This is a genomic window from Micromonospora sp. SL4-19 (assembly GCF_047921475.1).
GTDB lineage: Bacteria > Actinomycetota > Actinomycetes > Mycobacteriales > Micromonosporaceae > Micromonospora.
Genome location: NZ_JBLROB010000019.1, coordinates 1 through 26,365, shown reverse-complemented (window position 1 = coordinate 26,365; position 26,365 = coordinate 1). Strand labels below are relative to the sequence as shown.

At 68.6% G+C, this 26,365-nt stretch carries 16 protein-coding genes and 2 pseudogenes; 7 read left to right on the top strand and 11 right to left on the bottom strand.

Features of this window, described 5'->3' with window-relative positions; all coding sequences use genetic code 11:
- Positions 1 to 14: 14 nt before the first annotated feature.
- The 3 genes from ACNAVT_RS21225 to ACNAVT_RS21215 are packed head-to-tail and all read right to left on the bottom strand — an operon-like array spanning position 15 to position 3,647.
- Entirely contained in the window at positions 15 to 1,082 is a 1,068-nt protein-coding gene (locus ACNAVT_RS21225; RefSeq protein WP_416298786.1) for an ABC transporter permease, read from the bottom strand.
- Positions 1,072 to 2,133, bottom strand: coding sequence for an ABC transporter permease (locus ACNAVT_RS21220; RefSeq protein ID WP_416298784.1), 1,062 nt, complete (start codon positions 2,131 to 2,133; stop codon positions 1,072 to 1,074). The genes ACNAVT_RS21225 and ACNAVT_RS21220 overlap by 11 nt, the downstream gene beginning before the upstream one ends.
- Entirely contained in the window at positions 2,130 to 3,647 is a 1,518-nt protein-coding gene (locus tag ACNAVT_RS21215; RefSeq protein ID WP_416298782.1) for a sugar ABC transporter ATP-binding protein, read from the bottom strand. The genes ACNAVT_RS21220 and ACNAVT_RS21215 overlap by 4 nt, the downstream gene beginning before the upstream one ends.
- Before the next feature lie 278 nt (positions 3,648 to 3,925).
- Here ACNAVT_RS21215 and ACNAVT_RS21210 point away from each other — a divergent pair, with 278 nt between their 5' ends.
- Entirely contained in the window at positions 3,926 to 4,948 is a 1,023-nt protein-coding gene (locus tag ACNAVT_RS21210; RefSeq protein ID WP_416298780.1) for a LacI family DNA-binding transcriptional regulator, read from the top strand.
- A gap of 617 nt (positions 4,949 to 5,565) precedes the next feature.
- Here the strand turns inward: ACNAVT_RS21210 and ACNAVT_RS21205 are convergent.
- From ACNAVT_RS21205 to ACNAVT_RS21195, 3 genes are all read right to left on the bottom strand, one after another.
- Positions 5,566 to 8,661 (bottom strand): glycosyl hydrolase, encoded by a 3,096-nt coding sequence (locus ACNAVT_RS21205; protein WP_416298778.1) that lies wholly within the window; start codon positions 8,659 to 8,661, stop codon positions 5,566 to 5,568.
- A gap of 551 nt (positions 8,662 to 9,212) precedes the next feature.
- The gene (locus ACNAVT_RS21200; protein ID WP_416298777.1) at positions 9,213 to 10,106 is read right to left on the bottom strand and encodes an IS982 family transposase; all 894 of its coding nucleotides are present in this window, start codon (positions 10,104 to 10,106) and stop codon (positions 9,213 to 9,215) included.
- 110 nt (positions 10,107 to 10,216) lie between these two features.
- On the bottom strand, positions 10,217 to 10,378 hold the full coding sequence (locus ACNAVT_RS21195) for a hypothetical protein (protein WP_416298776.1): 162 nt from the start codon (positions 10,376 to 10,378) through the stop codon (positions 10,217 to 10,219).
- Between the two features lie 294 nt (positions 10,379 to 10,672).
- Here ACNAVT_RS21195 and ACNAVT_RS21190 point away from each other — a divergent pair, with 294 nt between their 5' ends.
- Entirely contained in the window at positions 10,673 to 14,467 is a 3,795-nt protein-coding gene (locus ACNAVT_RS21190; RefSeq protein ID WP_416298774.1) for a family 78 glycoside hydrolase catalytic domain, read from the top strand.
- 321 nt (positions 14,468 to 14,788) lie between these two features.
- Here ACNAVT_RS21190 and ACNAVT_RS21185 read toward each other — a convergent pair whose 3' ends face one another.
- Both ACNAVT_RS21185 and ACNAVT_RS21180 read right to left on the bottom strand, forming a co-directional pair.
- Positions 14,789 to 17,278 (bottom strand): right-handed parallel beta-helix repeat-containing protein, encoded by a 2,490-nt coding sequence (locus tag ACNAVT_RS21185; RefSeq protein WP_416298773.1) that lies wholly within the window; start codon positions 17,276 to 17,278, stop codon positions 14,789 to 14,791.
- A gap of 164 nt (positions 17,279 to 17,442) precedes the next feature.
- Positions 17,443 to 17,979, bottom strand: coding sequence for a hypothetical protein (locus ACNAVT_RS21180; protein ID WP_416298771.1), 537 nt, complete (start codon positions 17,977 to 17,979; stop codon positions 17,443 to 17,445).
- A gap of 564 nt (positions 17,980 to 18,543) precedes the next feature.
- Between ACNAVT_RS21180 and ACNAVT_RS21175 the strand changes: the two genes are divergently transcribed.
- Both ACNAVT_RS21175 and ACNAVT_RS21170 read left to right on the top strand, forming a co-directional pair.
- Positions 18,544 to 19,326: a DUF4352 domain-containing protein gene (locus ACNAVT_RS21175; protein WP_416298770.1), complete on the top strand. Its 783-nt coding sequence runs from the start codon at positions 18,544 to 18,546 to the stop codon at positions 19,324 to 19,326.
- 565 nt (positions 19,327 to 19,891) lie between these two features.
- Positions 19,892 to 20,161: an SH3 domain-containing protein gene (locus ACNAVT_RS21170; RefSeq protein WP_416298769.1), complete on the top strand. Its 270-nt coding sequence runs from the start codon at positions 19,892 to 19,894 to the stop codon at positions 20,159 to 20,161.
- A gap of 111 nt (positions 20,162 to 20,272) precedes the next feature.
- On the opposite strand, the pseudogene ACNAVT_RS21165 reads toward ACNAVT_RS21170, so the two are convergent.
- A pseudogene (locus ACNAVT_RS21165) lies at positions 20,273 to 20,552 on the bottom strand (transposase); the annotation flags it as partial.
- A 148-nt stretch (positions 20,553 to 20,700) separates the two neighbouring features.
- Between ACNAVT_RS21165 and ACNAVT_RS21160 the strand changes: the two are divergent.
- Positions 20,701 to 21,741 carry a glycoside hydrolase family 6 protein gene (locus ACNAVT_RS21160; protein ID WP_416298767.1) on the top strand — a complete coding sequence of 347 codons (1,041 nt, stop codon included), beginning with the start codon at positions 20,701 to 20,703 and terminating at the stop codon, positions 21,739 to 21,741.
- 42 nt (positions 21,742 to 21,783) lie between these two features.
- On the opposite strand, the gene ACNAVT_RS21155 is transcribed toward ACNAVT_RS21160, so the two are convergent.
- Positions 21,784 to 23,874, bottom strand: a complete 2,091-nt coding sequence (locus ACNAVT_RS21155; protein WP_416298766.1) for a bifunctional polysaccharide deacetylase/glycosyltransferase family 2 protein — start codon at positions 23,872 to 23,874, stop codon at positions 21,784 to 21,786.
- 131 nt (positions 23,875 to 24,005) lie between these two features.
- On the opposite strand from ACNAVT_RS21155, the gene ACNAVT_RS21150 reads away from it, so the two are divergent.
- On the top strand, positions 24,006 to 24,425 hold the full coding sequence (locus ACNAVT_RS21150) for a hypothetical protein (protein WP_416298764.1): 420 nt from the start codon (positions 24,006 to 24,008) through the stop codon (positions 24,423 to 24,425).
- A 212-nt stretch (positions 24,426 to 24,637) separates the two neighbouring features.
- Positions 24,638 to 24,748, top strand: a pseudogene (locus ACNAVT_RS21145) (IS5/IS1182 family transposase); the annotation flags it as partial.
- A 741-nt stretch (positions 24,749 to 25,489) separates the two neighbouring features.
- Here the strand turns inward: ACNAVT_RS21145 and ACNAVT_RS21140 are convergent.
- The gene (locus tag ACNAVT_RS21140; RefSeq protein ID WP_416298763.1) at positions 25,490 to 25,906 is read right to left on the bottom strand and encodes a hypothetical protein; all 417 of its coding nucleotides are present in this window, start codon (positions 25,904 to 25,906) and stop codon (positions 25,490 to 25,492) included.
- Positions 25,907 to 26,365 lie beyond the last annotated feature (459 nt).

The window sequence follows — 26,365 nt, the reverse complement described above, 5'->3', positions numbered from 1 at the left end:
GGAAGCGGTGACGGTCACGACGCGCTGAGCTGCGCGCGTTGCCGTCGGCGGTGCAGCCGGGCGCGGACGTCCGCGACGGCGTTGGGCAGTACCACGGAGACGATCAGCAGGCCTCCGGTGACGATGGTCAGCGCGTTGGCGTCCACGTCGGCCAGTTGCAGCGCGTTGCGCAGCACGCCGAGCAGGAGCACGCCGCCCACGACGCCGAGCAGGCCGCCGCGGCCGCCGAAGATGGACACGCCGCCGAGCAGCACGGCGGTCACCACGGTCAGCTCCAGGCCAGTGGCGTTGTCCCCGCGGGCGCTGGCGTAACGCAGGGTCCAGAAGATGCCGACCAGCCCGCTGACAGCCCCGGAGACGACGAACAGCCAGAACTTGGTCCGGGCCACCGACACCCCGGCGAAGGTGGCGGCCTGGTCGTTGTTGCCCATGGCGTACAGCGCCCGCCCGACCGGCGTGGCGTGCAGGACGACGCCGAAGACCACCGCCAGCAGCACCACCGGGACGACCGCGGCGGGGATCGAGGTGCCGGGGAGGTTCTGCGCTGCGGCGGCCGTCCAGCTGGCTGGGAAGTCGGCCACCGCCTGGTCGCCGAGCACGACGAACGACAGTCCCCGGTACAGGGCGAGGGTGCCGATGGTCACGGCCAGCGACGGAAGACCGAACCCGGGGATGAAGACGCCGTTGACCGCGCCGAGCACGCCGCCCAGCAGCACCACCAGCACGCAGATCAGCTCCAGCGACAGGGCGCTGGACAGCCACATCTTCCCCATCAGGGTGCTGCACAGCCCGACCATGCTGGCCACCGAGAGGTCGATCTCGCCGGTGATGACGATCAGCGTCATGGGCAGCGCGAGCAGCGCCAGCGGCACCAGGTCGAGCAGCAGGAACTGCATGTTGCGGCCGGTGGCGAAGTTCTGTACCGACAGGCTGGCCAGCAGCACGGCCACCACCAGGGTGGCCACGATGGCTGCGTCCCAGGAGCCGATGGCGCCGCGCAGCCGCGCAAAGCCGCCGGCCTCCCGCTCGGTCTCGGCGCCCGCGCCGGACGGCGGTGCGGCGTACAGGCTGTCATGCGCCATGGGAACTTCTCCCTCGAAGCCGGGCCGCCATCCGGAGGGCCAGGAGCCGGTCCAGGCCGATGGCGGCGAGGATGAGCGCGCCGACCACGGCCTGCTGCCAGAACGGGTCGATGCGCAGGACGGCCAGCGAGCTGCCGATCGTGGTGAGCAGGACGGCGCCGAGCGCCGCGCCGTACGCGCTGCCGCTGCCGCCGAAGATCGCTACCCCGCCGACGACCGCAGCGGCGACGACCTGCAGTTCCAGGCCGCTGCCCGCGGCCGCGTCGAGGGTGCCGAAGCGGGCGGCGTAGAGCACCCCGGCGAGCCCGGCGAGCGCGCCGTTGGCGACGAAGACGGCGAAGACGCGCCGGCCGACCGGGATGCCGGACAACCGGGCGGCGACCGGCTCGGAGCCGATCGCGTACAGCTCCCGGCCGCTGCGGTAGGAGCGCAGGTAGAAGCCGACGGCGGCCACCACGACCAGCGCGACCAGGAAGAGCACGGGTACGCCGAGCACGGTCTGGTTGCCCAGGCGCAGGAACGAGCGGGGCATGTCGGCGGCGTTGATCTGCCGTCCGGCGGCCCAGTAGTAGTCGACGCCGCGGAAGGCGTACAGGGTGCCGAGGGTGATGACCAGAGCGGGAACCTTGGCCACCGCGATCAGGCCACCGTTGACCACCCCGCAGACCGCGCCGAGCCCGACGCCGATCAGGAGCGCGACCGGCCAGGGGGTGCCGGGTGCGGCGAGGAAGAGTTCGCCGGTGGCGAAGGCGACCAGGCCGAGGATCGACCCGATGGACAGGTCGACGTTGCGGGTGACGATGACCAGGGTCTGGCCGACTGCGAGGATGACCAGGATGGCGCAGCCGAGCAGCAGGTCCTTGATGCTCTGCCCGCTGAGGAACCGGTCGTTGCGCAGCGTGGTGACCAGGATCAGCGCGCCGAGCGCGATCAGCAGGCTCAGCTCGCGGACAGCGAGCAGCCGCTCGATCAGGCCACGGCGAGGCCGGCCGGGCCCGGGCGGCGGGTTCTCGGCGGCCCGGGTAGGCGCGCCGGTGTCGGTGAGGCTCATGCGGTCGCTCCTTGACCGGTGGCGGCGAACATCACGGACGTCTCGTCTGCCTCGGCCCGGGGCAACTCCCGCACCAGGCGCCCCTCGTGCATGACCAGGACCCGGTCGGCCATGCCGAGCACCTCGGGCAGCTCGCTGCTGATCATGAGGATGCCCAGCCCTTCGCCGGCCAACTCGGACAGCAGCCGGTGGACCTCTGCCTTGGTGCCGACGTCAATGCCCCGGGTGGGCTCGTCGATGATCAGGATCCGAGGTTCCGTGGCGAGCCACTTGGCGAGGACGACCTTCTGCTGGTTGCCGCCGGACAGGGTGGCCACCGGTGCGGCGAGCCGGGCAGCCTTGACCTGCAGCCGGCGGGTCCACCGGCGGGCCTCGGCCCGTTCGGCGCCGCCGAGGAGCAGCCCCAGCCGGCTCAGCGCCCGGCGGCGCGCGAGGGTGGCGTTGCGCTCCACCGACAGCTCCATGACCAGGCCCTGCTGGCGGCGGTCTTCGGGCACCAGGGCCATGCCGGCGGCGATCGCCTTGCGAGGGCGGCCCGGCGGCAGGATCCGTCCGGCAACGCGTACCTCGCCGGCGTCGTAACGGTCGACGCCGAAGATGGCACGGGCCACCTCGCTGCGCCCGGCGCCCACCAGCCCGGCCAGGGCGACGATCTCGCCGCCGCGCACGGTGAAGGACACGTCGGAGAAGACACCGGCCCGGCTGAGCCCGCGAACCTCCAGCAGCGTGTCGCGCATCCGGGCGTCCTGCTTCGGATACAGCGACGAGACCTCACGACCGACCATGCGCCGCACCACCTCGTCGACGCTGAGGTCAGCGGCCCGGTCGCTGGACACCCACGCCCCGTCGCGTACCACGGTGATCCGCTGGCACAGGTCGAAGACCTCGTCGAAGCGGTGCGAGATGAACAGCACCGCCGCGCCGCGCTCGCACAGCGACCGGGCGACCCCGAACAGCCGCTCCACCTCGACGCCGGAGAGCGCCGCAGTGGGCTCGTCCATCACCAGGACCCGGGCATCGAGGGAGATCGCCTTGGCGATCTCGACGAGCTGCTGGTCGGCGATGGAAAGCCCGCGCGCGGGGCGGGCGGGGTCGATCCGCACGCCAAGGCGCGCGAACAGTCGTTCAGCATCCCGGTTCATCGCCCGGGTGTCGATGCGGCGCACGCCGCGCAGCGGCTGCCGGCCCATGAAGATGTTCTCCGCGACCGACAGATCCGGGAACAGGGTCGGCTCCTGATAGATCACCGCGATGCCGGCGGCCCGGGCCTCGGCGGGGCTACGCAACTCCACCGCTCGGCCGTCCAGGGTCATCCGGCCCGCGTCCGGCGCGTGAGCTCCCGCCAGAATCTTCACCAGGGTCGACTTGCCGGCCCCGTTCTCTCCCACCAAGGCGTGGGCCTCACCGGGGTGCAGCGCCAGGTGCACCCCACGCAGCGCGGCGACCGCCCCGAAGGACTTCGTCACGCCGTCCAGTACCAGCAGCGGAGCGCCGTCCGATGCACCGGGGCTCATCCGACCCCCTCCTGAATCGTTTCATCCGTTGTGCAAGGACGGTAGAGTTCGCCGCGAACGAGCGTCAATAGTTTCCGGGAGATTTCTCGTCGGTTTCGGAGAAATCGCTGCCGACACAGGGGGATCGCCGCCTATGGGGCAGGTAGAGCGAAGCCCGCAAGACCCGGGGGTAGATGAAACGTTTTAGGGCGCTATAGACTACTGCCCACCACCAGCTGGCCGGCTACTCCTGCCCGTCGCGGGCGGTAACGTCGGAAGTTCACATCGTCGGGGGAGCCATGGCAGCGGCAAGCATCAAGGAGGTGGCGGCGCACGCCGGCGTGTCTCTCGGCACGGTCAGCAATGTGCTGAACCGGCCTAACGCGGTCGCACCCGCCACCCGTCAGCGAGTCCTCGACGCCATCGCCGAACTCGGCTACGTCCGCAACGACTCCGCCCGGCAACTGCGCGCAGGCCAGAGCCGCACCATCGCCATCGTCGTCCTCGACGTGGCCAACCCCTTCTTCACCGACGTGGTCCGCGGCGCCGAGCAGGTCGTCGAGGAGGCCGGGGCAATGCTCGTGGTCTGCAACAGCGGCGAGGACGACGCGCGGGAACGGCGGCACCTTGAGCTGCTGGAGGAGCAGCGGGTACGCGGAGTGCTCATCACACCGGTCAGCCATGACCGGCAACCTGACCTCGATCGCCTGCACGACCGGGGCATTCCGGTCGTGCTCGTTGACCGGGGATCTGGTCGGGCCAGCCGCTGCTCCGTGGCGGTCGATGACGTGCTGGGCGGCCGGCTCGCCATGGAGCACCTGTTGGACCAGGGCCACCGCCACGTTGCGTACCTCGGTGGTCCCTTCTCCATCTCGCAGGTGGCGGACCGGCACGCCGGCGCCGCGGCGGCACTGGCCGAGCACGACACCGGCGGCGAGCTGCGTATCGCGAAGACGACCAACCTGACGGTAGCCGCCGGCCGACGGGCCGCCGAAGAGTTGTTGACCCTGCCTGCCCGGCAGCGTCCCAGCGCTGTCTTCTGCGCTAACGATCTGATTGCGCTCGGTGTGCTTCAGGAGGTGACCGCTCGTGGGCTGCGCGTACCGGATGACGTGGCGATCGTCGGATATGACGACATCGAGTTCGCCGGCGCTGCCGCTGTTCCGCTGTCATCGGTGCGCCAGCCGCGCGAACAACTGGGGCGGGCAGCCGCCCAACTGCTGCTCGAAGAGGCCGACGCCGGCAAGAAACACCAGCACCGACACGTGGTGTTCCAACCGGAACTCGTCGTCCGCCGCTCCAGCCAAAACCCCCGGAGCTGATCGGCCGGGCCGAGGTGTTACAGGCCCTGGCATCCGACACCTCAGGACACCAGGCACGATTGGCGGAGCCCTCGCATTGTGAGTTCGATGCGACGGGTGGCCACGCCCGCCCCGAGCACGAGTGGCCGGGCTGCTCTGTCTCGGCCTCATCCTCCACCGCTGCTGGTGCTGCCGCCCCGGCTGCCTGCGCCGGGACCGCCCCCGTGCTATTCGCGGTCATCCCGGCGGGCCCGTGCCGCGCCCACGGCCGGGAGCCGGAACTAGCTCCGCCGATCTGACCGAGTTTCGCCGAGGAGGCGCAGCCCCTTCTCGTGAGGCTGGTCGACGTCGCGCCACCGCATCAGCTCTTCCGGTTGGCCGTCGATGACAATCGGGCGGGTACGAAGCGACAGTCACCCAGCCCGCCTGGTGGACCTCCCGACCAGGAACTCTGCGCTGGCCTTGCCACCTGCCATCAGAGGAGCGAGCGTGAGGGTGGCCGCGTCGATGCATTCGCATCGACGCGGCCACCGTTGCAGGTGACGCCTAGCGAGGGACGCACTCCCCCTTCCTGGCCGGCGTCCTCTCCGCGTTACCGAGGCAACGCGCGGTGAGGTGTGAGTCTCCCCTCGTCACCTTTAGCCGTGCGACACATTGGCGATCGTGTACGGCACGATCCGTACGTCGCCGGTCATCCCGTAGTCCTGGGCAGGCCCACGGGTGCGGTAGCCACGCTGGAGCAGCCGGTTGGTCAGGGTGGTCGCCACGGTGACCTCGATCGTGTTCTCCCTGTCCTTCCTGAGCAGATCGGTGATGTCGACCTGCAGCGCCCTCAGGTCGAGCCCGGGAGCCTCCTTGCCGTTGACGACCACGCGCGTCTCACCGCCGTTGGTGGAACCGATGCGCAGGTACGCGCCGTTCTTGGCGTTCCAGTTGCGGGGCAGCTCGAACGTGGTCTTGTAGGTCCCGATTCCCGACACGTGCGCCATCGATGGCGCGCTTCCCGAGAGCTTGGACAACTGCTCGGCGGTGGCGGGGAGGGACTTCCACGGCATCAGCTGGCTGTTCGGGAACTGCAAGGGGGTCTTCTTCGTGGTGTAGTAGGTCTCCCTGGTCACGTGTCCGAACTTCTCCTCGGTGTTGACGACCCGCTCGCCCTCGTCCCAGTCCTCCACGGTGATGTCCCACCGGTCGAGCGGGATCTGGTTCGGCACGCTGGCCTCGGTGCGGACAGTCCGACCGTTGCTCAACGTGGTGGAGTATTCGCCGGAGCCGGTCGCCAGGATCGAGATGTTCCCATTGTCCTGGAGAGCCTTGTCCGCGGTCGTGGATACCGCGTGTACCCCCTTGCCGGCGTCGTTCAGGTCGAGGGCGATGATCTGCGCCTCGCCCGGCTTGAGGGTGAGCCGGACGTTGGTGTGCCCGTCACGGACCTGGTAAGCCCCGACCGCATTGACACCGCCGGTCCAGTCGTCGATCGTGTACGGCTTGCCCGGCGCGTCCATCGACAGGTCGAACGTGTAGGGAGCGGCGCCCTTGTCCTTCTCGAACTTGAACGAGTACGCGAAGGTGTAGAGGACGTTCTCCTTCTTGTCGAGCCTGGAGATCGTCATGATCTTGTCGTTCGGCTTGTCGTACGCCACCCGCGGGCTCACCCCCATGCCGTGCAGGGTCGACAGGGCGTCCGCCTGCTTGTCGATGGTGCGCACGTTCGGCAGAGCCTTGATCTGCGCGACGACGGCCTGGAGCTCGGCGTCAGTGACGCCCAGGGATCGGCTCTTCGAGGCCGCCTGTCCGTGCTGGATGTCCGGCTCAAGGTGGAACTGGATCTCAGAGGTGTTGTTGACGAACAGGACAGGCAGGCCGGCCTTGGCGATCTGCAGGAGCTTCTTCGCGCTGCCCAGTTCCAGGGCCTCCTGGTACAGCACGACCGCCTGGTAGGAGGGGCCGTCCGGCTGCAGGGCATCGCCGGTCCACTTCACGTTGCCCTCGTCCTCGAGGAGCTGCGGCGAGAAGTAGTCGTACGTGTAGCCCGCGTGCTGCAGGGACAGGTCCTTCCAGAAGTACGGCTTGTCGTTCATGAAGTAGCTGTTCTCCGCCGGCGTGTTCGTGCTCGGCTGGCCGTACGAGATGAAGGAGTTGTCCGTACGCAGAATCGCGATGTCCCGTTGCGGCTGGCCCTGGCGCAGCACCTTCTGGTTGCGGCCGAGCATCTCCGTCCACGCGGGGTACTGAGCTGCGGCGGGCTGCCGGTGGTTGAACCGGTCGGAGAAGGTGGTGTACATGCCCTCGTGACCCGGCCAGTACGTGTCCGCTTCCGAGCCCTCGATTCCGGAGTAGCCGTGGAAGACGACCCGGTTCACGCCGCCCGCGAACTGCAGGTAGGACAGCTGGGTCCAGTAGTCCATGTTGTTGTAGTAGTTCCGGCCGCCGATGGCGCCGGTCTCACTGGAGAACGGCCGGCCGTACATGTGCGCCGAACCGACCATTCCGCGGTACACGTCGAGGTCGCCGTTATGCGCGAAGGTCTCCGTCTCAATGCCGTCGAGGTACTTCCCGGGCGTGGAGATCTCGTAGGTGAACCCGTACGAGGGCTCGGCGCGCAGCTTCATGTTCAGCCCGTGCAGCCACTCCTGGAGCGGCTTCAGGACGTTCTGCTCATACATCTCGGAGAACGTCTGGGCCAGGTCGAAACGGATCTTCTTGAGGGCCGCCTGATCCGCCGCGTTTGCCACCGCGTAGTCATACACCGGGTTCCGGTTGGAGTCGTGGCGCACCTTGTCCCAGGTGAGGAGCGGCAGGTACGGCCTGACGTCGTAGCCGCGCCGCTGCTTGAACTCCTTTTGGAAGTCGTATCCCCACAGCAATCCGCCCGCGGCGTAGCTGGCGATCTCCAGGGAGTCCATGTACATCTCGCCGCGGCCACTGCGCTTGATGAGGTCTCTCAGCTCGGGGGTCAGGACCTCCGAGTCCCAGTAGTCCTTGACTGCTTGAGCGCCGTAGCTGTCGACATAGTTGATGGCATAGTTCTTGCTGACCGACGGGTCGGCCGTCTGCCCGGTGCCGTGCATCCAGTAGGTGAACAGGCCGTACCGCCCGTCGCCGGGCGCGGTCCAGTCGAGCGAGTAGTTGTCACCGCTCTTCACGACACGATCGGTGAGGTCGACCAGCGAGGCGAAGTCCAGCGTCCCGGTACCGCTTCCTTCACGGAAGCCGTTGGATTGTCCGCTGTTCGTGCGCGGCGCCGTGATCTTGGCGGCAACGACGCCCTGGAAGACGAGCTCCTGAGCATTGGCCGACTGGCTCGGCAGTACCGAGCGGGGCAGGTTGCTGTTGAACGACTCGTTCGGGGCGAGGAGCACCGTGGAGTAGTCGAGCTCCTTCGAAGCCGCCTTGTTGTCAGGGCTGTACTTCGCGCCCTGCCAGGTGTAGGTGTCGGGTAGGTTGGCGGTCGCCCAGTGAGCACCACTGGTCAGGGAGAAACCGAGACCACGGTCGATCGCCTCCTGGATGACCATACGGGAGTCATGGGTCCACTCGTCTGAACCCCACCCGTACACGTTGTCGGGGGCGCCAGGCTCTGGCATGGCCAGGAACTCGGCCGCGCCGAAACCCGAGTCTGCGATCTCCTTGACGTTCTTTTGGAGCGTCTCGTCGGTGTTCAAGCCCTCGGCCAGCCACCACCGAACGCCGGGCCGATACTCGGGCTCGATGTTGTCGTAAAGCGCCTCCATCCGGGTAACGAACGCGTCATTAGTCCCGCTCCGCTCGGCGGCCGCTTGTGCAGCGCCCGGCGCCGCCCCCTGGTTCAGCAGAATCAGGGACGACGCTGACAGCAGCGCGATGGAAAATCTCAGCTTCACATCAACTCTCCTTCTATGTGCCGCGAGTTTCGGCGGACGGCTTGTCAGTGATCGCAAACTCAGCCGGATGAACGCTCCGGCCGTCCTCGCGCGGGCCCGCCGGTCCGGCACGGGCGTGACGAGTTGGAACGTTTCATCCCATGCTTGTCCAACACTATGACCGGCGTCACCTTCATGGGTCAACGGAGCGGCCCAAGGTTGACCGAATCCGGCCACCCGCCATCAGGGCACTCGTCACTTGCGCGTCGACGGGCGGAGCCGCAGGTAGGCGCGGGTACAGTTGAACGCCGTTGCGCGCTGTTGGATGCCGTTCAACGCCGTTCAGCGCACCCGACGGGGCCCACAGGCTCCCCGATCCTGGGGGGTGAGATAACCGGCCTCGTTGAAGCACGGGATGACTAGACGAGTAGTTCCGAACTCGATCAGTGGTCGTAGGCGATCAGTGATCGGGTGATGGGTGCGCCGGTCTTGTTGTTGTGCCAGATCGCGGCGGCCATGGCGAGCAGACGCTGAGCGACACGGACGGCGACGCCGGTGAAGGTTCGTCCGCCGTGTTCTTCCAGGTCGAGTTGGCCCTTGAGGGTGTCGTTGACCGACTCGATGAGCTGGCGGACCTTCTTGAGCATCGGCTCGCCGTAGCGGGTCTTTTCCTTCTTCCGGGATGGGCGGAGCAGTTCGATGCCCTGCTCGGCCAGTTCCCGTTCGAAGGGCCTGGAAGCGAAGCCCTTGTCGGAGATCAGCAGGATCCCGTCGTGCTCGGCGAGCACGCCGGCCTCCACCTGCAGCATCGCGGCCAGGACCTCCCGCTCGCCGATCTTCGGGTTGGCCAGGGCCCACAGGATCGGCATCCCGGTCGGGGTGCACACCAGGTACAGCCGCAGTCCCCAGAAGAACCGGGAGTGTGAGGCGCAGTAGCCGTAGCCGGCCCAGCCGGCAAGGTCCGAGCGTTGGACCGTCGGGCGGGACATGCCGCACGGGATCGGGGTGGAGTCGACGATCCAGTGGTTGTCGAACCAGAAGTCACTGTCGCGGGCCAGATCCCGAATCGCCTTCTTGATCAGCGGCAGCGCCGCGGGTAGCCGCTTGTTGTAGCCCGGACGCTGCGGCAGGTACGGGAACATGCCGGGCAGGTGGATGCGGGCGTAGCGGATCCAGTGCGCCTCCGAGCGGGCACCGAGCAGAACCTGCGCCACGGCCAGGCAGACCAGCTCGGAGTCGGTGAGCAGCGGTGGCCTGCCCCGCCACCGGGGCGTCCGGATGGTGTCATCGATTTTCACGTAGAGTGCGGTCAAGAGGGTGTCCAGGTCTTGCGTCACAACATGATCTTGGATGCCCTCTCTTCATGCCCAGACATCGACCCCTGACATCGGAACTACTCGTCTAGTGCACCGGGGCGAGCAGCACCTTTCCGCGCTGCTGGACCCGTTCATGCAGAAGAACCTGCCGAAGTACAAGGTACGGTGACGTGGCTGTAGATGCCCCGCACCCCGGCGAGGCGGTGTCCGAGGCGGCGGGCTTGGGCGAATTCGGGGATGCCGCCTTCGATGAGCCAGGCCTTGTGGGTGTGGCGAAAGTCGTGGAAATGCATGCCGCTCCGCGCTGCGCCCGTATGGCTTTGGTCGGCACCGTAGACGGCCGGTTCAGCGGCACTGCTGACTGAAACGTTAAAGGCTCATACCCGGCAACTACGGCCGATAACCGGACAAGAAGGCCGAGGTCAGGGAGTTGGCCGATTACGGCCAACCCCTTGACAGTGTGACGAGCCGCACAACAGTCTATTGAAGCGTTTCAGTGACTCCGGCCGGCAACATGCCCCTAACAGATTGGAATCGCCTTGCCTCCAGAAGACATGGCCCCTCCGCCCGTAAAGCGGCCCCTCCGGTTGGCCAAGTCCATCGTCCCCTTGGCGGTCGTCACGCTCGCCGCATCGATGTCCATACCACCTCTCCGCGCGGACGCCGCGATCAAGACTGCGGAGGCCGGCAGGCTGGAGACCAACGCCGATCCGACGCCGTTGGGAATCGACGATGCGACGCCTGAGTTCTCCTGGGTGATCAAGTCCGACGAGCGGGCTGTGAGGCAGAAGCAGTACCGCGTAGTTGTCGCGAGCACAGCCGCCAAAGCAGCGGCCGGTGTGGGCGACGTGTGGGACTCAGGTGAGGTCGAGTCCGACGCCATGGTCTTGGAGTACAACGGGCCGGGGCTCAAGTCCCGCACCCGCTACTACTGGAGCGTGCGGGCGTGGGTTCCCGGCGTGACGAAGTGGGCACCCGCTGCGTGGTTCGAGACCGCCTACCTGGACCCCAGCGAGTGGAGGGGCTCCTGGATCGCCGGACCGCAACGTCCTGTCGCGTCACCCACCACACAGGAGGGAACGGCCGACGACGCCTGCTGCCTGCCGAACAGCACACTCACCGTCGCGGCGCCCGCCGGCGCCACGAACATCAAGGTCAGCAGCATTGCCGGCGCCACCACCGGTGACCAGGTGACGGTCGGACTCGGAGATTCCACGCAGACCGTCACCATGACGAGCATCGGTACGGCGTCGACCAGCACGACCCTCGCAGCACCGGCGCCTGCCGGCGATTCGCGGCTGTACCTCGCCAGCGTCAACGGGCTCGCCGTAAACGACCAGGTCGTGGTCGACGGCAGCACCGTGACAGTCACCGAGGTGGGCACGGCCGCGCAGGCAAGCCGCACGCTCTCGGCCCCGGCGGCCGCGGGTGACACCAACATCAAGGTGAACAACACCGGCGGCTTCGCCGTCGGCCAGAAGATGATCATCGGCAGCGATGCGAACGCGTCGATCCGGACGGTCACCGCCGTCGGTACGGCAGGCGCGACCGGCACGGGGATCACCTTCGACGCCGCGCTCACCTCGGGCTACCCGAACAACACACCGGCCCGCGGGCTTGGCTCCGGCGTCGGCACCGCGACGGCTCTCAACCGTGCGGTGGCGCTGGGTGGCACCCTCGTGAAGCCGGGAACCGGCATCGACATCAACCCCGCGCTCATAGCCGACCGGCCGGTCGGAACGGCGGTCCGGAAGCCGGGGGACGCGGACATCTGCCGGCCCGTCGGCAACTCACCGAATGCGGGTCAGTGCAAGCCCATCCGTCCGACGTTCCTGCTCCGGCAGAGCTTCGACGTCGCGCCCGCATCCCAGCACGGCAAGGTCGTGAAGGCGCGGCTGTACTCCACCGGCCTGGGCTGGGGTGAGGCGAGCCTCAACGGGGAAAAGGCCGACCCGAACGGTCACCTCAACCCGGGCTTCACCGACTACAAAGACACTGTTCAGTACACCACTGACGACGTGACCGAACTCATCAAACAGGACGCCACCGCACCGAAGAAGAACGTCCTTGCGGCGGAGCTGGGCGCGGGGCGGTATGACTCGGAGTCGGTGCCGAGCAACCACCGGTTCGAGAACGCGCAGTGGCGCAACCTCGAAACGCTGCGCGCTGACCTGTACGTCACGTACGCGGACGGCACCGAGCAGCTGGTGAAGAGCGACGACTCGTGGAAGACCAGCATCAACGGTCCCACTCGGTACAACGACTTCGACAACGGTGAGACGTACGACGCCCGCAAGCAGATCCAGGGGTGGAACACCGCGACGGTCAACGACTCCGACTGGGCCGACGCCCGTGTGGTCAATGGCCCGCAGGGCCAGGTTGTCGCGATGCAGCAGGAGCGCACCGAGATGGTGAAGTCCCACCCAGGTCCGTTCCGGAGCTGGAAGCCTTCGCCGGGCGTCTACGCGTTCGACACCGAGCGTCAGCGCACCGGTTGGGCGACGATCAAGGTCTGGGGCGCCGAGAAGGGCCAGGTCATCCGCATCGTCTACGTCGAGCGTCGCAACGACGACACGACCAAGGACGACCCGGACGTCCCGGGTACTGGACAGGACGGCGCGCTGCAGCTGGCAGGCAACCTGCAGCAGGAGTACTACGTCTCGGACGGCACGGGCACCAAGGAGCACCCGGAGGTCTACGCGCCGAACTGGAACTTCGCCGGTTTCCAGTGGGTGCAAATCGACGGCTCCAACGGGACGGCGCTGCCGGACAACGTGAAGGTCGACGTTGACTCGGTGCAGGAGATCCGAACCAATCTGCCTGAGATCGGGACATTCGAGTCCTCTGTTCCGCTGCTGAACCAGATCTACGCCAATGTGCGAGGTTCCGTCGCCGGCGACTGGGTGGCTGGCTACTCGATGGACACGCCGACCTACGAGAAGGACGGCTGGACTGGTGACGCTCAGATCATCCTGCCGACGGTCGCGAACATCTTCGATATCCAGCGGTCCATGCGGAAGTCTGCTCGGGACGCCGTCGACAGCCAGCTCGCCAACGGCCAGGTGGGCCTGCTGATTCCGGGTTCCGAGGGGTACGGCTACTGCTCGCCATCGAGCCCTTCGACGCCAAACGTCTATGTGCCGTGTGGCAGCTCGCCCTCCCTCGCCGTCTTCAAGTCCAGTGGTGGCGGCGCGACGCCGATCTGGGATGCCTTCCTGCAGGTGGTCCCAGCTGAGGGTTACCTCCGGTATGACGACCTCGAGCCGATCAAGACGGCGTACAACGCCATGACTAAGTACATGGATGTCAACATCCAGGGCGGCAAGCCGTACGACGAGGGCCCGGGCGGCTGGTTCGTCTGGGATGGCTCGAATGACTGGACGCTGAACTCGGGCCTGGGCGACTGGGCCTTCGTGACCGGTGCGGAGGGCAACGCGGCTGAGGGCACGAATCTCAACGTGGGTGGCTTCCAGGCGGCCTCGTCTACGGCGTTCACCGCCTACCTGGCCACCAAGACGGCTGAGGCGGCTCGCCTTCTTTACAAGGACAGCGGCGACTCGAAGTACCTCGACGACGCGAAGAAGTACGAGAAGCTGTTCGAGAACATCAAGGCGGCCTTCAACGCACGCTGGTGGCACGCGAGCCGCGGCTTCTACGCCGAGACCCCGACTCAGGAGTTCCGTCAGGGATTCCAGGCGTGGGCCATCGGCTTCGGTCTGGTGCCGGACCAGTACAAGCGGTCGCTGCAGGAAAAGCTGGCCTACGACGTGGCCGTTACCCGGACCGGGCACGCGATGGTGGGCTTCGTCGGAATCCGCTGGATCTGGCCGGTGTTGAGCGATGCCGCTCACGAGGGCGTGCCGTACGCCAAGGAGGCCCTGTTCAAGGTGGCACAGCAGACGACGTACCCGTCCTACGGTTATCACGTCGGCTTGGGCTACACCGGCGTCGGTGAGTACTGGGAGTCAAGCACCCGCACCCGGAACCACCAGTTCCAGGGCTCGATCGGCCAGTGGTTCTACGAGGAGCTCGCCGGCATCAAGCCCGCCGAGGCCGGCTACCGCACGATCAGTATCCGGCCGATGCCGGGCCACGAGTACGGCGTGGACAGGGTGTCGGCCAGCGTCGACACCGTGCGCGGGCTGATCAAGTCGGAGTGGATCGACGACAACACCACCCTCACCATGAGGGTCACGATCCCCGCGAACACGACCGCCCGCGTCCACGTCCCCGCTGCCAGCACAGGGGCGGTCAAGGAGACCGGGTCCGGCAGGCCCCTCGTCGCCGCCAACACACCGGGCGTAAGGCTCGTGGGCCCGCAGGACGACGCGATCGTGTACGAGGTCGGGTCAGGCACCTACACGTTCGTCGTGACGAAGTAGAAGAGAAGACCGGAACGGGGGTCCTGGCGCTTGGGCGCCAGGACCCCTTCATCTGAGGGCACCACTTCGCTCTCTGTCGGACTGTCCCGATCCTGGAGCCATTTTCATCCTGCGCAGCCGTGCTGGGGGGGTGGTCACGCACTGTCGCGCCAGCCGAAATCTACCTGGGTGGTCCCGGCGTGGCCCCCGCCGCCCACCCCAGGCGGCGAAGTGGATCCGGGCCCACGGAGGCTCGCCCCACCATCTTGGGGGAGTCGCTCGCCAAAGGGCGAGGATCCACAACCCAACCGGGGAATCCGGTGAGCGTTAGTGGATACCGGACTATCGCGCCAGGATCCCGCGGGCGGTCCATTCGTCGGGCAGGTCCTCCGGCCGCAGGGTGGTCAACTCCTCGGCGGTGTCGCCGCTGCCGCGGGCGAGTCGGTTCGCCTGCTCGGCCACCATTGTCTCGAAGGTACGGCGGGCCGTGCGGCCGTTGCCGAAGCCCACGCCCCGCTCCAGCTGCGCGTAGTAGGCCAGCAGCTCGGCCCGGGTCGCGTCGGTCAAGGTGTAGTCGTGCGCGCGCGCCTGCAACTCGGTGATGCGCACCAGTTCCTCAGGGCTGTAGTCCGGGAACTGGATGGTGCGGCCGAAGCGCGACTCGAGGCCCGGGTTGGCCGCGTTGAACCGCGCCATCTCGCCGGTGTATCCGGCGACAATGACCACCACCTCGTCGCGGTGGTCCTCCATCAGCTTCACCAGCGTGTCGATGGCCTCCCGGCCGAAGTCCCGCCCGGGATCAACCGGGGACAGCGCGTACGCCTCGTCGATGAAGAGCACCCCGTCGCGAGCCCGGTCGAACGCCTGCTTCGTCCGCACGGCGGTGCCGCCGACGTGTTCGGCCACCAGATCGACCCGGGCCACTTCCACCAGGTGTCCCCGGCTGAGCAGCCCCAGCGCGGCCAGGATCCGCCCGTACAGCCGGGCCACGGTGGTCTTGCCGGTGCCCGGGTTGCCGGTAAAGACGAGGTGGCGGCTCATCGGTGGCGTGCGCAGGCCGGCCGCGGCGCGGCGCTGCCCGACGACGATGATGTCGATGAGGGTACGCACCTCGGCCTTGACCTCGGCCAACCCGACGAGCGCATCGAGTGCGGCGAGCAACTGCTCGACGGTGGCCGGCTCGCCGACGTCGGGGGGAGTGCTCCCCGCCCGTCCCTCGAGCAGCGGCTCCAACGCGCCCAGGCGCTCCTTGATGTCGCCGGCCAGCGCTTTCGCGGTCGCCCGGTCGTTGGGATCGGACAGGGGGCTGCCGGCGGGAACCGTCTTGGCTAGCTCCCGCAACGCGTCGACACGAGCCGCCAGGTCGGTGAGGATCCCTTCGGCTGCCGCCCGATCCTTCGGGTCGGCCAGAGTGCCGCCTTCGGCTTCCTCGACGAGCCGCCGTACCTCGTTGACGACGTTCTCGAACCCCGCCACGACCTCCGCGACCGGCCCCTGTGGCGATTCGGACGGCGCGGCCACGTCGTCGGGGACCGGTGCGCCCGGCTGCACGCCGACCTCGTCCTCCTCGCCGTTGGCGTACGAGGCGCACGCGGTCAGCTTCGCCCTCGTGTACAGCTCGAAGCCCCGCCCCCGGTTGTCGTGCGCCACGCATCCGGTCAGGAAGGCGTCGCCGTCGCCGAGGTGGAAGCCCGCGTTCCGCCCATCGCTGGCCTCGCAGTGGTCGAGGACGACCCGGCCACCGCCGACGAACACGCCCGTCTCGGCGGCCCCGGTCACCCGGCAGCGGGTGAACCGTCCCTCACCGCCTAGTACCTCGATCCCCCACTCGCCACTGTCCATCATGACGTTCTCCGCGACCAGCGTCCCGCCGTCGTCCGCCCGCAGGCTGGCGGAGCCGCCGTGCACGCTGCTGTCGGTGATCGTCACCTGCCCCCGGTCCATGACCGTCACCGCGGCGTGGGCGGCGTCCTGAATCCTGGTGCGGATGACCGTGGCGGTTGCATCCCGACCCGAGACGTCGACGCCCGAGTCGACCCCGGAGATCCGGCAGTCGGCGATCGTCGCCGTCCCGTGCGACTGGACCGTCACGCCGGCGATGTTGCGTCCGGAGATCGTGCAGCCGGTCAGCTCGGCGCTCGATGCCCGGTCGCGCACCCTGACCGCGTTAAGCTCCGCGTCGCGCAGGGTGGTGCCGACCAGTACGACCCGGCCGCCGTCGGTGGCGCTGACGGCGTCGAGGGACGCTTCCTCGATCACACAGTCCTGGACGGTGAGCACCGTGCCCCGGTCTGCCGCCCAGACCCCGTCGTCCTCCGGCTGTACGATGCGGCACCCGACCAGGGTCGGGGTCGCGCCCCCGCTGGCGATCACGCCGTACGACGTCGGCTCGATGAACTCGCACCGCTCGTACCGGCCGGCCGCCCCCTTGACCCGCAGCCCGTCCTCCGAGCCCTCCACCCGGCAGTCACGGATTGTCGGGGCAGCACCGCCGGTCACCGCGATCGCCGCACCGGAGTTGGTGCTCACCAGGCAGCCCTCGACGAGTGGCGCAACGCCGGCACCCTCGATCACCAGGGCGTCGCCGGATCCGTCGTCGCCGACCGCGACGATGAGGCCGCGAACGGTGGCATGGGCCCGCAGCGTCAGGGGGCCGTCATTGTGCGCTAGGCCGACCGCACCGGTGCCCTCGACCGGGCGCAGCTCGATCATCTTGTCGATCTCGACCTGTTCGATGTACGTGCCGCCAATGATTTCGATGACGTCGCCGTCGCGAGCGGCCCGGACCGCCGACCCGATATCACGGAACCCGCCGTCGCCGACCCGCAGCACCCGAGGGACATTGTCTTCGCGATTACGCCACCACGCCACGAGCGGCAGTTTAGACTCGGCGATCAACATTTCCGCGTCCCCGGCGGCATCAGGTGGCGACGTGTGCTGGGGCGGGGGCTGTCAGGCGCCGATCCGAGCCAACTGCTCGGCGATCGCCCGCTCGCTCAGCGCCGGCCACCGGGGTGCCCGACCGTGGCACTGGCCGCGGCGACCGTGCGCTGGGCCAGCGTCTCCGGCGCCTCGCCGGGCAGCAGCCCGGCGGTGAGCACCGCGATAAACGCGTCCCGGCCCCCGCGGTGTCCACCACGGTCGTACGGCCCAACGGGACGATGTCCTGCCCGTCCGCCCAGACGAACGCGTTGCCGTGGTCGCCGGCCGACCGCGAGCGCGACCAGCGACGGCCCACGCCGCAGCAGGTCCCGGCCGACCCCCAGCGCGGTCGCCAAATCGTCCACGGTCGTGCCGGCCGGCAACCGGGTCTCCTTCGCGTCGGCGCGCAGCACGTCCGCGTCCGCGTCCGCGACCAGCTCGTCCGCCACGTGTCTCTCGGGTACGCCGTCGAGCACGACCCGCCGCCCGGCGGCCCGCATGCACCGCGCCCCCGCCAGAGTCGTCGCCGGGGGATGCTGCAACTGCACCACCACGATCCGGGCGGCGCGCAGCGCCTCGGCCGCGCCGGCGACGTCCGCCTCGGTGAGCATCGTCGGCGCCGGGATGTCCTCCAGGTGGCGCCAGCGCGCGCCGGTCCGCCACGTCCACGATCAGCGCGCTGGGCGCCCCGCCAGGGCGGACGGCGGTGGAGATGTCGTTGCCGTCGGCGCGGGCTTGGGCCAGCAGCCGGTCGCCGACCTCGTCGTCGCCGAACCCCGAGCAGTCCAACCGGCACGCCGAGCTGGGCCAGGCCGACCGCACTGGTTGGCACCCTCGCCGCCGAGTAACTCCCGTCGCCGCCGCACCAGGGAGGTCTCCTCCCCTGCGGGAATCGCGTCCACCACCAGGACGAGGTCCCACACGATTTACCCGACCACCACCGATGCTGCCGCCGGTGCGTGAACGGTCGCGGCAGGACGGGCGTGACCCGCGGCAACGAGGGTTTCATGATCAGCTTAACGGTTGCCGGCGGGCAACAGTTCGGCCGAACTTTTCGCACAGTAGTGCGGAGTCATATAGCGGACTCGCGGGTGCCCCTTTAGGGCGCCGCCGATACCGTCTACCGGGCTTAACGCGGCGGGGGCGCCGCGTCTTGAACCTGTAGGGATAGAAACATGACTATGCCTGGCGATCCGAGCCAGAACCAGCAGCACCCTGGCGCGCCTACCGGTGGACCGGCGCCGTACGGGCCTCCGCCCACCGCCCAGTTCCCGGCGATCGCCCCGCCGCGCAAGCGCCCAGCGTGGCTCGTGCCGACGGCCATCGGCGTCGGCGCCCTGGTGCTGCTGTGCTGTGGGATCGGCGCCGCGGGCGCGATCTTCGGCGACCCGAAGCCGGCGAGCGTGTCGGCGAGTGAACCCCCGGCGGTGGCCGCGCCGACGACGGCCTCTGCCGCGCCGGCGCCTGCCACCACCGCCGCCGCCACGACCGCCGCCGCCACGACCGCTCCCGCTCCGGTGAAGACCACCCCGCCGGTGCCGGCCGAGCCGAAGACCTCCGGCATCGGGGACAAGGTCCGCGGCGGAGACTTTGAGTACACCGTCAACAGCGTCAAGTGCGGCATCTCCAAGGTCGGCACCAGCTTCCTCAACACCAAGGCGCAGGGCACCTTCTGCCGGGTCAGCGTCACCGCGAAGAACGTGACCAAGAAGGCGCATACCTTCCACGCCGACAGCGTCCTCACCGCGCAGGACGGCAGCGGCCGGGAGTTCAGCCCCGACGGGACGGCCGGAATTTACGGCAACGAGGACGCCAAGGGCTTCCTCGACGAGATCAATCCGGGCAATGCGGTGAAGGCCAGCGTCTACTTCGACGTGCCGAAGGGCACCAAGCTGAAGACGATCACCTTCAGCGCCGGCCTGTTCACCCTCGCCGAGGACGCCGTCGTCACCCTGTGATCGGCCCCCAGCCGCGAGATGCATGACTGGCGAGAACAGCGACAGCCCGGAAGACTCCGGGCTGTCGCTGCCAGGCCGGGCTCACCCCCTCCAGCCCGTCCGCCCACACCGCGAGCGTCACTGCGCCGTCCGTGACCAATGCGGAGGCGCGCGCGAACAGCGGCGTCCATGCAGGGACGGCGGCCTTCGCGACGAGCATCTGACCTTCGGCGAAGGCGGCGAAGTCCTCCGGTCCGCACACAATGGCGACTTCCCCGGTGGCTCGACCTGCGGAGGCTGGATGCCCGACGATGGCGCCTTCGGCGGTCTCGTTGGTGCCGACGGGCCTGTTGGACGGCGCGTTCGATGACGGCGCCGATCAGCCGTACGGGAGGAAGACGGCAGCGCACTGGCCGCCGATCTCGGCGAATCGGTCGCGTTCACATCCTCAGATCGAGTTCTGGCTCACGCTGCGCGGCAAACTGTCACAGGTCGCGGGCATGGTGGTGGTTGTGAGGCGAGTGGTAGCGCGGATCGCGCATGAGATTCCGGACCGAGCTCCCTTCAGTTGGCAGCCGGGGAGGAGGTGCAGGTCGGCGACCGGGACACCGAGTGGCCGGAGTTCGTGTTCGTGACCGCACCTCACGGCACCGGCTGGGTACCGGCACGGCACCTTTCCCAGTCGTCCGGGCGAGCCATCGTGACCACGGCTTATGACACGGCCGAACTACCCACCAAGGCCGGTGAAGTGCTCGAAGTCGTGGCCGAAGACCTCGTCAGCGGTTGGCAATGGTGCCGGTCCAGTAGTGGTCGGGAAGGCTGGGTGCCCATCCGGGCTCTCGAAGCAGACCGTTGACCCACCCCGTGTCAACGCCGGCTCAAGTTCCTTGCAGGTGTGCACGTGAACCGCCCCGGATTTGATAGCGGTCCGACCTCTTGGGCAGGACCGAGCCATGTCACGCCCATGTCGGGACGGGGCAGCGCGGCTGTCCAGGACTCGATCGGAGCGCATCCGGCCCAGCACCTGCACCGGCAGTTCGCGCAGCAGTAGGCCAGTCGGGCGTGTCGTAGTCGGCGTCGGCGACGATGAGGATGTCGAGGTTACCGGTGCGCCACTGTCCGGCGGTGATGGGTCGCTGCACGAATTGGCGCAGCTGTCCGGCGGTGACCGTGGCGGCATCCTCGCCCGACGCGAGCCGCTGAGCATCCAGCGGCGCCGCCCAGGGACTGTGGCCGGGTTCCAAGGCCGGTTCTGCTCGGTCGCTGAACCATCTACCGGCGACCTCACCCATTCTCGATCTCCGACACGCGAAGATCCTCAAGTCGGCTCAAGCCCAGGCACCGACTTCAGCACACCCCCGGGTCGGCTCGGCGGGCACCGGTAGCCTGACCGCCGTGGTTCGCACCGTCTACCTCCCCGGGCGACGCCGCTGGGCCCTTGTGCCGGCCGGGGTCGTACTGACCGCGTTGCTGGCGAGCTGCGGCGGTGGCGCTCCGGAACGTGGCACCGCCAACTCCGCGCCGTTCTCGCCACCCCCGCCGCCGCCGGTCTTCTACGTGGATCCGGACAGCGAGGCCGCCCAGGAGGTCGACCGATGGGGGCGTGCCGGCCGGGCCGCCGAGGCTGAGACACTACGGCGTATCAGCACCCGCCCGAGCGCGAAGTGGTTGATCGGCGGCGATGCCCCGGTTCGCGAGGAGGTTGAGGCCTACCTGACTCAGGCGGCGATCGCGGGCCAGACACCGGTCCTGGTCATTCACAACGTGCCGGATCGCGACTGCGGGCGGCATAGCTCCGGGGGAGCCAAGACCGGCCAGGAGTACCAGCGCTGGATCCGGGAGCTGGCCGGCGGCATCAAGGGCAGGCCGGTCATCGTGGTCCTCGAACCCGGTGCGGTCCCGGACGCCGTGGATCGGTGCGTCCGCAACCTGAAGGAGCGGCTCCTGCTGCTGCGCGACGCGGTCGCCGTGCTCAAGAGCACCGGCGCGGCGCGGGTCTACCTGGATGCCGGGCACCCCGGGTGGGTCAGCGACACCGCGTCGCTGGCCACGGCCCTCGACCAGGCCGGTGTCAGCAACGCCGACGGCTTCACGCTCAACGTTGCCAACTTCTTCCGTACGCGGGACAACGTCCGTTACGGCCACCGGTTGTCCGACGCTCTCGGCGGCGATGTGCGGTTTGTCATCGATACGAGCCGCAACGGCAACGGCCCGGCCGGCGGCGCTACCGTGGACGGCGCGCCGAGTTGGTGCAACCCGCCGGGCCGGGCGCTCGGCGAGGAACCCACCGACGCCCCCGGCCTCGACCGGGTCGACGCGCTGCTCTGGATCAAGTACCCGGGCGAGTCCGACGGAGCCTGCCGCCCCGGCGAACCCGAGCGCGGCGTCTGGTGGCCCGAGTATGCCCTCGCGCTCGCCCGCGACGCGGCCGGCTGACCCGGGACGCGCCGAAATCATCAACCCAGAGACAAGCTCCAGCTAGGCTCGGCCCTGTACCGGCGGCGCGAGCCCGGTCCGGCGCAGCTTCTGCCAGCCCAGTCGGCCGCCGGTCAGCGCGGTGACCACCGACTGGAGCAGCACCAGGTACATCAGCTGCCGGTAGGCGAACTGCTGTAGCGGAAGCACCCAGAGCACTCCGAGCTTCTCCCGGTCCAGCCGGAACGCCGTGATCGCGGTGACGAACTGCAGGCCCAGCATCGCCAGCCAGGCCAGGACGGTTTCCGTCCGGTCGAGGAAGAGCAGGCCGTACACGGCGAGCAGGTCGATCACCGGAGCGCCGAGCGGCAGCAGCACCCCGTACAGCGCCAGGAAGGCAAGGCAGCGTCGGCTGAACTGGCCCGAGGCACCATGGTCGAAGACCGAGGCCGTGTGTTTCCACATCGCCTGGATGGTGCCGTAGCTCCAGCGGTAGCGCTGCTTCCACAGTTGTCCGAGGGTGGTCGGCGCCTCGGTCCACGCGCGGGCCGTTTCCTCGTACACCACGTGCCAGCCGGCCCGGCCCAGCGCCATGGTGATGTCGGTGTCCTCGGCCAACGTCTCGTCGGTCATTCCTCCTACCTGGTTGAGCGCCTGCCGGCGGAACGCGCCGATCGCGCCCGGGACGGTGGGCATGCACTGCAGCGTCTCGTACAGGCGGCGATCCAGGTTGAATCCGATGACGTACTCGATGTGCTGCCACTTGGCGATCAGGCTGCTGCGGTTGCCCACCTTGACGTTGCCGGCCACGGCACCCACGCGAGGATCGGCGAACGGCTGGACCAGTCGCCGGACCGAGTCGCGCTCGAAGATGGTGTCCCCGTCCACCATGACAATCAGGTTGAACCGGGCCAACGCGACTCCGGTGTTCAACGCGCTCGGCTTGCCCCCGTTCGGCTTGCGCACCACCCGTACGTTCGGCAGCCGGAGGGCCTCGGCAATGTCGGCCGTGCCGTCGGTGGATCCGTCGTCGACCACGACGACCTCGATTCCGCCAGGGTGGTCACCGCCCGCCAGGGACCGCACCGCCGCGGCGATACCCTCCTTCTCGTTGTAGGCCGGGACGACCACCGAGACCGGTTCGGTCACCGGCGGACCCCACGACCAGTCGGGATGCCGGCGCCGGCGGGCGTGCCGCAGGGCAAGCACGAATAGCAGGACGGTACGTCCGAGGGTGAGCACTCCGACGATCACGAAAAGCACACCGAAGACGCTGAACATGGCATCGGCACCGCGCACCGCCAACGCCAGCACGTCACCACGCCACCGCTCGCCGGGCATGACCGGGGTGTGCCCCGCCACCGCAATGCCCGCCTCGGCCAGCGCGAGGTTCAGCCCCTCGGTCACGGTGGTGAAGCGGTAACCGCGCGCCTTCATCAGCGGGATGTACCGGTCAAGGGCGGCGACGGTACCCGACCGGTCACCACCGGCGTCGTGCCACAGCGCGATGGCTCCCGCGTATCCCGAGGGCGTGGCGTTCGCGATCATCGTCTCGATGCTGGGTTTCGCCCAGTCCTGGCTGTCGACGTCGTTGACCACCGTGAGGTAGCCCAGCTCACCGGCCTGCCGCAGCAGCGGCCAGTCCCCGTCCGTGTAGGCGTCTGGCCGCGACGAGTACGGGAAGCGCAGCAGGGAGGTCCGGACCCCGGTGGCGCTGGTGATCGCCATCTGGGTCTGCTCGTACTCCAGTTGGCGTCGCCAGGCGGGGAGGTCGGCAAGGTTGGCGTGGGTGAACGTGTGGACGCCGAGTTCGTGTCCGGCCGCCACCATCTCCCTGGCTAGCTCGGGATGCCGGACAGCCTGGGTGCCCAGGACGAAGAAGGTTCCCTTCACCTGGTGCCGGGCCAGCACCCGGAGCACCTCCGGCGTCCAGCGTGGATCCGGCCCGTCGTCGAAGGTCAGCGCCAGGGTACGGGGCGGCAGGCGGTGCGACTGGGTACGGCCGTCGGCGCCGACGTTGAGGATGGGGCCGCCGTTGCTTACCTCGGTGGGCACGTTGTCCTGGCCTCTGTGGGTGGCCTTGTGATCGGGCACGAAGGCGGCGTTGGCGTACGCCTCGATGAAGAGCAGCCCTGCGAGCACCACGAAGACCATCGCGAGCACCGTCCAACTTGGTCGGGGAACGATGCGCCGGTATGTCCGGCGGGCGTGACGGGGCTGGGCCCCGAGCCCCACGCCACGGCGATTACTCACCGGCAGGCCCCTGCTCGGTCGGGGGTGGCGGTTTGGGCTTCGGCTTTTCTGGCTTGGGCTTCGGCGATGTGGGGGTGGCCGGGGCGGAGGGCCTGGTCGCACTCGGCCTAGCCGAGGCGGAGCTACGGGTTGTCGCGCCGGTGCCGGCCGTTGGCGTGCCGGTACGCAGCGAGGTGGGCGAAGGCCTGGCGGAGGCACGGGTGCTGGGCGATTGGTCGGGCGAGAGGGTGGGGGGCGGCTCCCAGGTCGGGCTCGCGGTGGATTCGACGAACGGCACGATGGTCTCGGGACGCGCCGGACCGCCCGCGAAGCTCACCCCCACCACCAGCGTGGAGCCGACACCGAGCACGCCGAAACCGTATGCGAGGCGGCGCAGCCACCGCCGCCGCCGCCCGCTCGGGTCGACGAAGACCGGGGGTGGCTCGGGTACGACGGGAATGATGGCGGTTTGATCCACGCGCGGGATCTTAGTTGCGGGAGCGATTCGCCTTCGCCACCCCCGTACCGTCCGCCTACAACCTTTAAGAGATCGTTTCATCCGAGTTGAGGGTGTTGTTCGTGGATTGCCTCGCGGCGGTCGGTAGATCGATGGCCGTACGTGAAGAGGTGATCGTTGGTGGGCTCTGGGACCTGCGCCGCTGATCCCGACTCGTGCTCGCCGTTCCGCTACCCCGGACGCCTGGCTCGCGACGACCAGGCCGCCCTGGCCGGGATCTTGTTTGTGCTACGCACTGGGATCCTGCGACTCAGGACGACGACGATAGTTGGCAGGTCGGACTGGTGCTCCTGCTTGCGGCTGTGATACTCGGCGGCCGGAGTGTCCGCGCCTAAGCGCCGGTCGGGCCCTGGAACCGACCGTGGTGGCAGGGACCGAAGTGGACACCGCTGTCGAGCACCGGCGATGGCGCTACCGCGTGTGGTACCTGTGCCCGTCGACCGCTTCCCCATCGCCCTGGACATCCCCGCCGACCACGGCCCGGACCCGGTCCACGGGGCCAGCACCTGCCGGATGAAGCTTCGGCCTGCCTCACCCGATGACAGCGTTTGACTGGCCGAAGGGGCGCGCTACGCGGCCAGATCGGATACTCCAGGCCGGATTCGGCGTTTGCTAGTCCCCATTCAATGTCGTTAGGCGTCAAAGACGTCAGCGCACCTTACCGACACGAGGGCTGACCAGGCGGGTGGGCCACCGTCGTACGAACGGGTCGTCGGGCGTGCGCACAATCATCAGCCTCGCACGTCGCTGCTGCTAGGCGCCTTGGTTGTCGCGGCTCTTCACCCCTGCCCAGTGTTCCCTCCCCCACGATGGCGAGGATGAGGAGCGCTGACAGCCTGCGCGGGCGGTGAGCCCGTTCGGCGCCGGGCAGGGGCCACGGCGGATCCAGTGCCGCACCGGCCGGTCACGCCGATGCTCGCCGTGGCGCAGCGGTGGCACGTCCGGTGTGGACGGCGTGCGTTCCGGGCGGCCGCTCGGCGCATTGCCCTGCCGCCCTTTCCCGGAGGCGCGGTCGGAATACTAGACCACTCCCTTGGGGTATCCCAGGTAACTCTCGCCGGCCTGGGAACCGAGGCCTCCGGGCGGCTGCTTCCAATCGCCGGCACGCTTCTTCGAGATCGGCAGGTGGGGCCAACGCTTTCGTGCCGCTTGCCGGCTGGCACCTACCGCCGCGCCTAGCTCGGGATACCCGGCACCGCACTGCACCGCTTCCTCCGCGCTGTCGGACACGAGGTCAGCGAGCAGGCGGCGCATCTGTTCGCCTGCCGCCATGCGCGCCAGGTGGGCGACCAACATCCGCTCCGCGTCCCCCGACTCGTGGTCGCCTAGGGCCCGAGCATCGGCGCCGGCGGCCGTCAGCCGCCGCGCCCAATCGGCAGCAAGCGCACCCAGCTCCCGCCGCAGCTCCTGCTTCTCGTCCGGTGTCAGCTCCCGCATGGTGCGACTCCTCTCGCCAGGTAGCTCATCTTAGGGTCCGCTCGACAACAAAGGTTGTCAACCCTGGCGCGTAGCCACAATGACAGGGCTCCGCGCCCGACTCGATCACCGCACCCAGCAACGGGGCGACCCTCGGCGACCGCGGCGGGGCGGTTGCCGGCACCGAGCATGCCCGGTGGCCCATGTAAGGACTCCGGTGCTTGATCCGCCGCCAAGCCAGCCGATAGATCAAGTGATGTTGGAGTACCAGGCTCAGGCCTGCGCTTGAGAACCCGAGACAATTCTTCCCCTCCGGGAACAGACGGAAGCGTGAAGCCACCACGCGTTTCCTATCGAGAATGTCAGCGGTTGTACCAGGTGTGACGGCGAAGTTATGGCGGCCATCATGATCCCGGCGGGGGCGCGCTTCCCCCGACGGATTAAGTGGATGGAACGCGAGAACGATCATCGGCGCCGTGT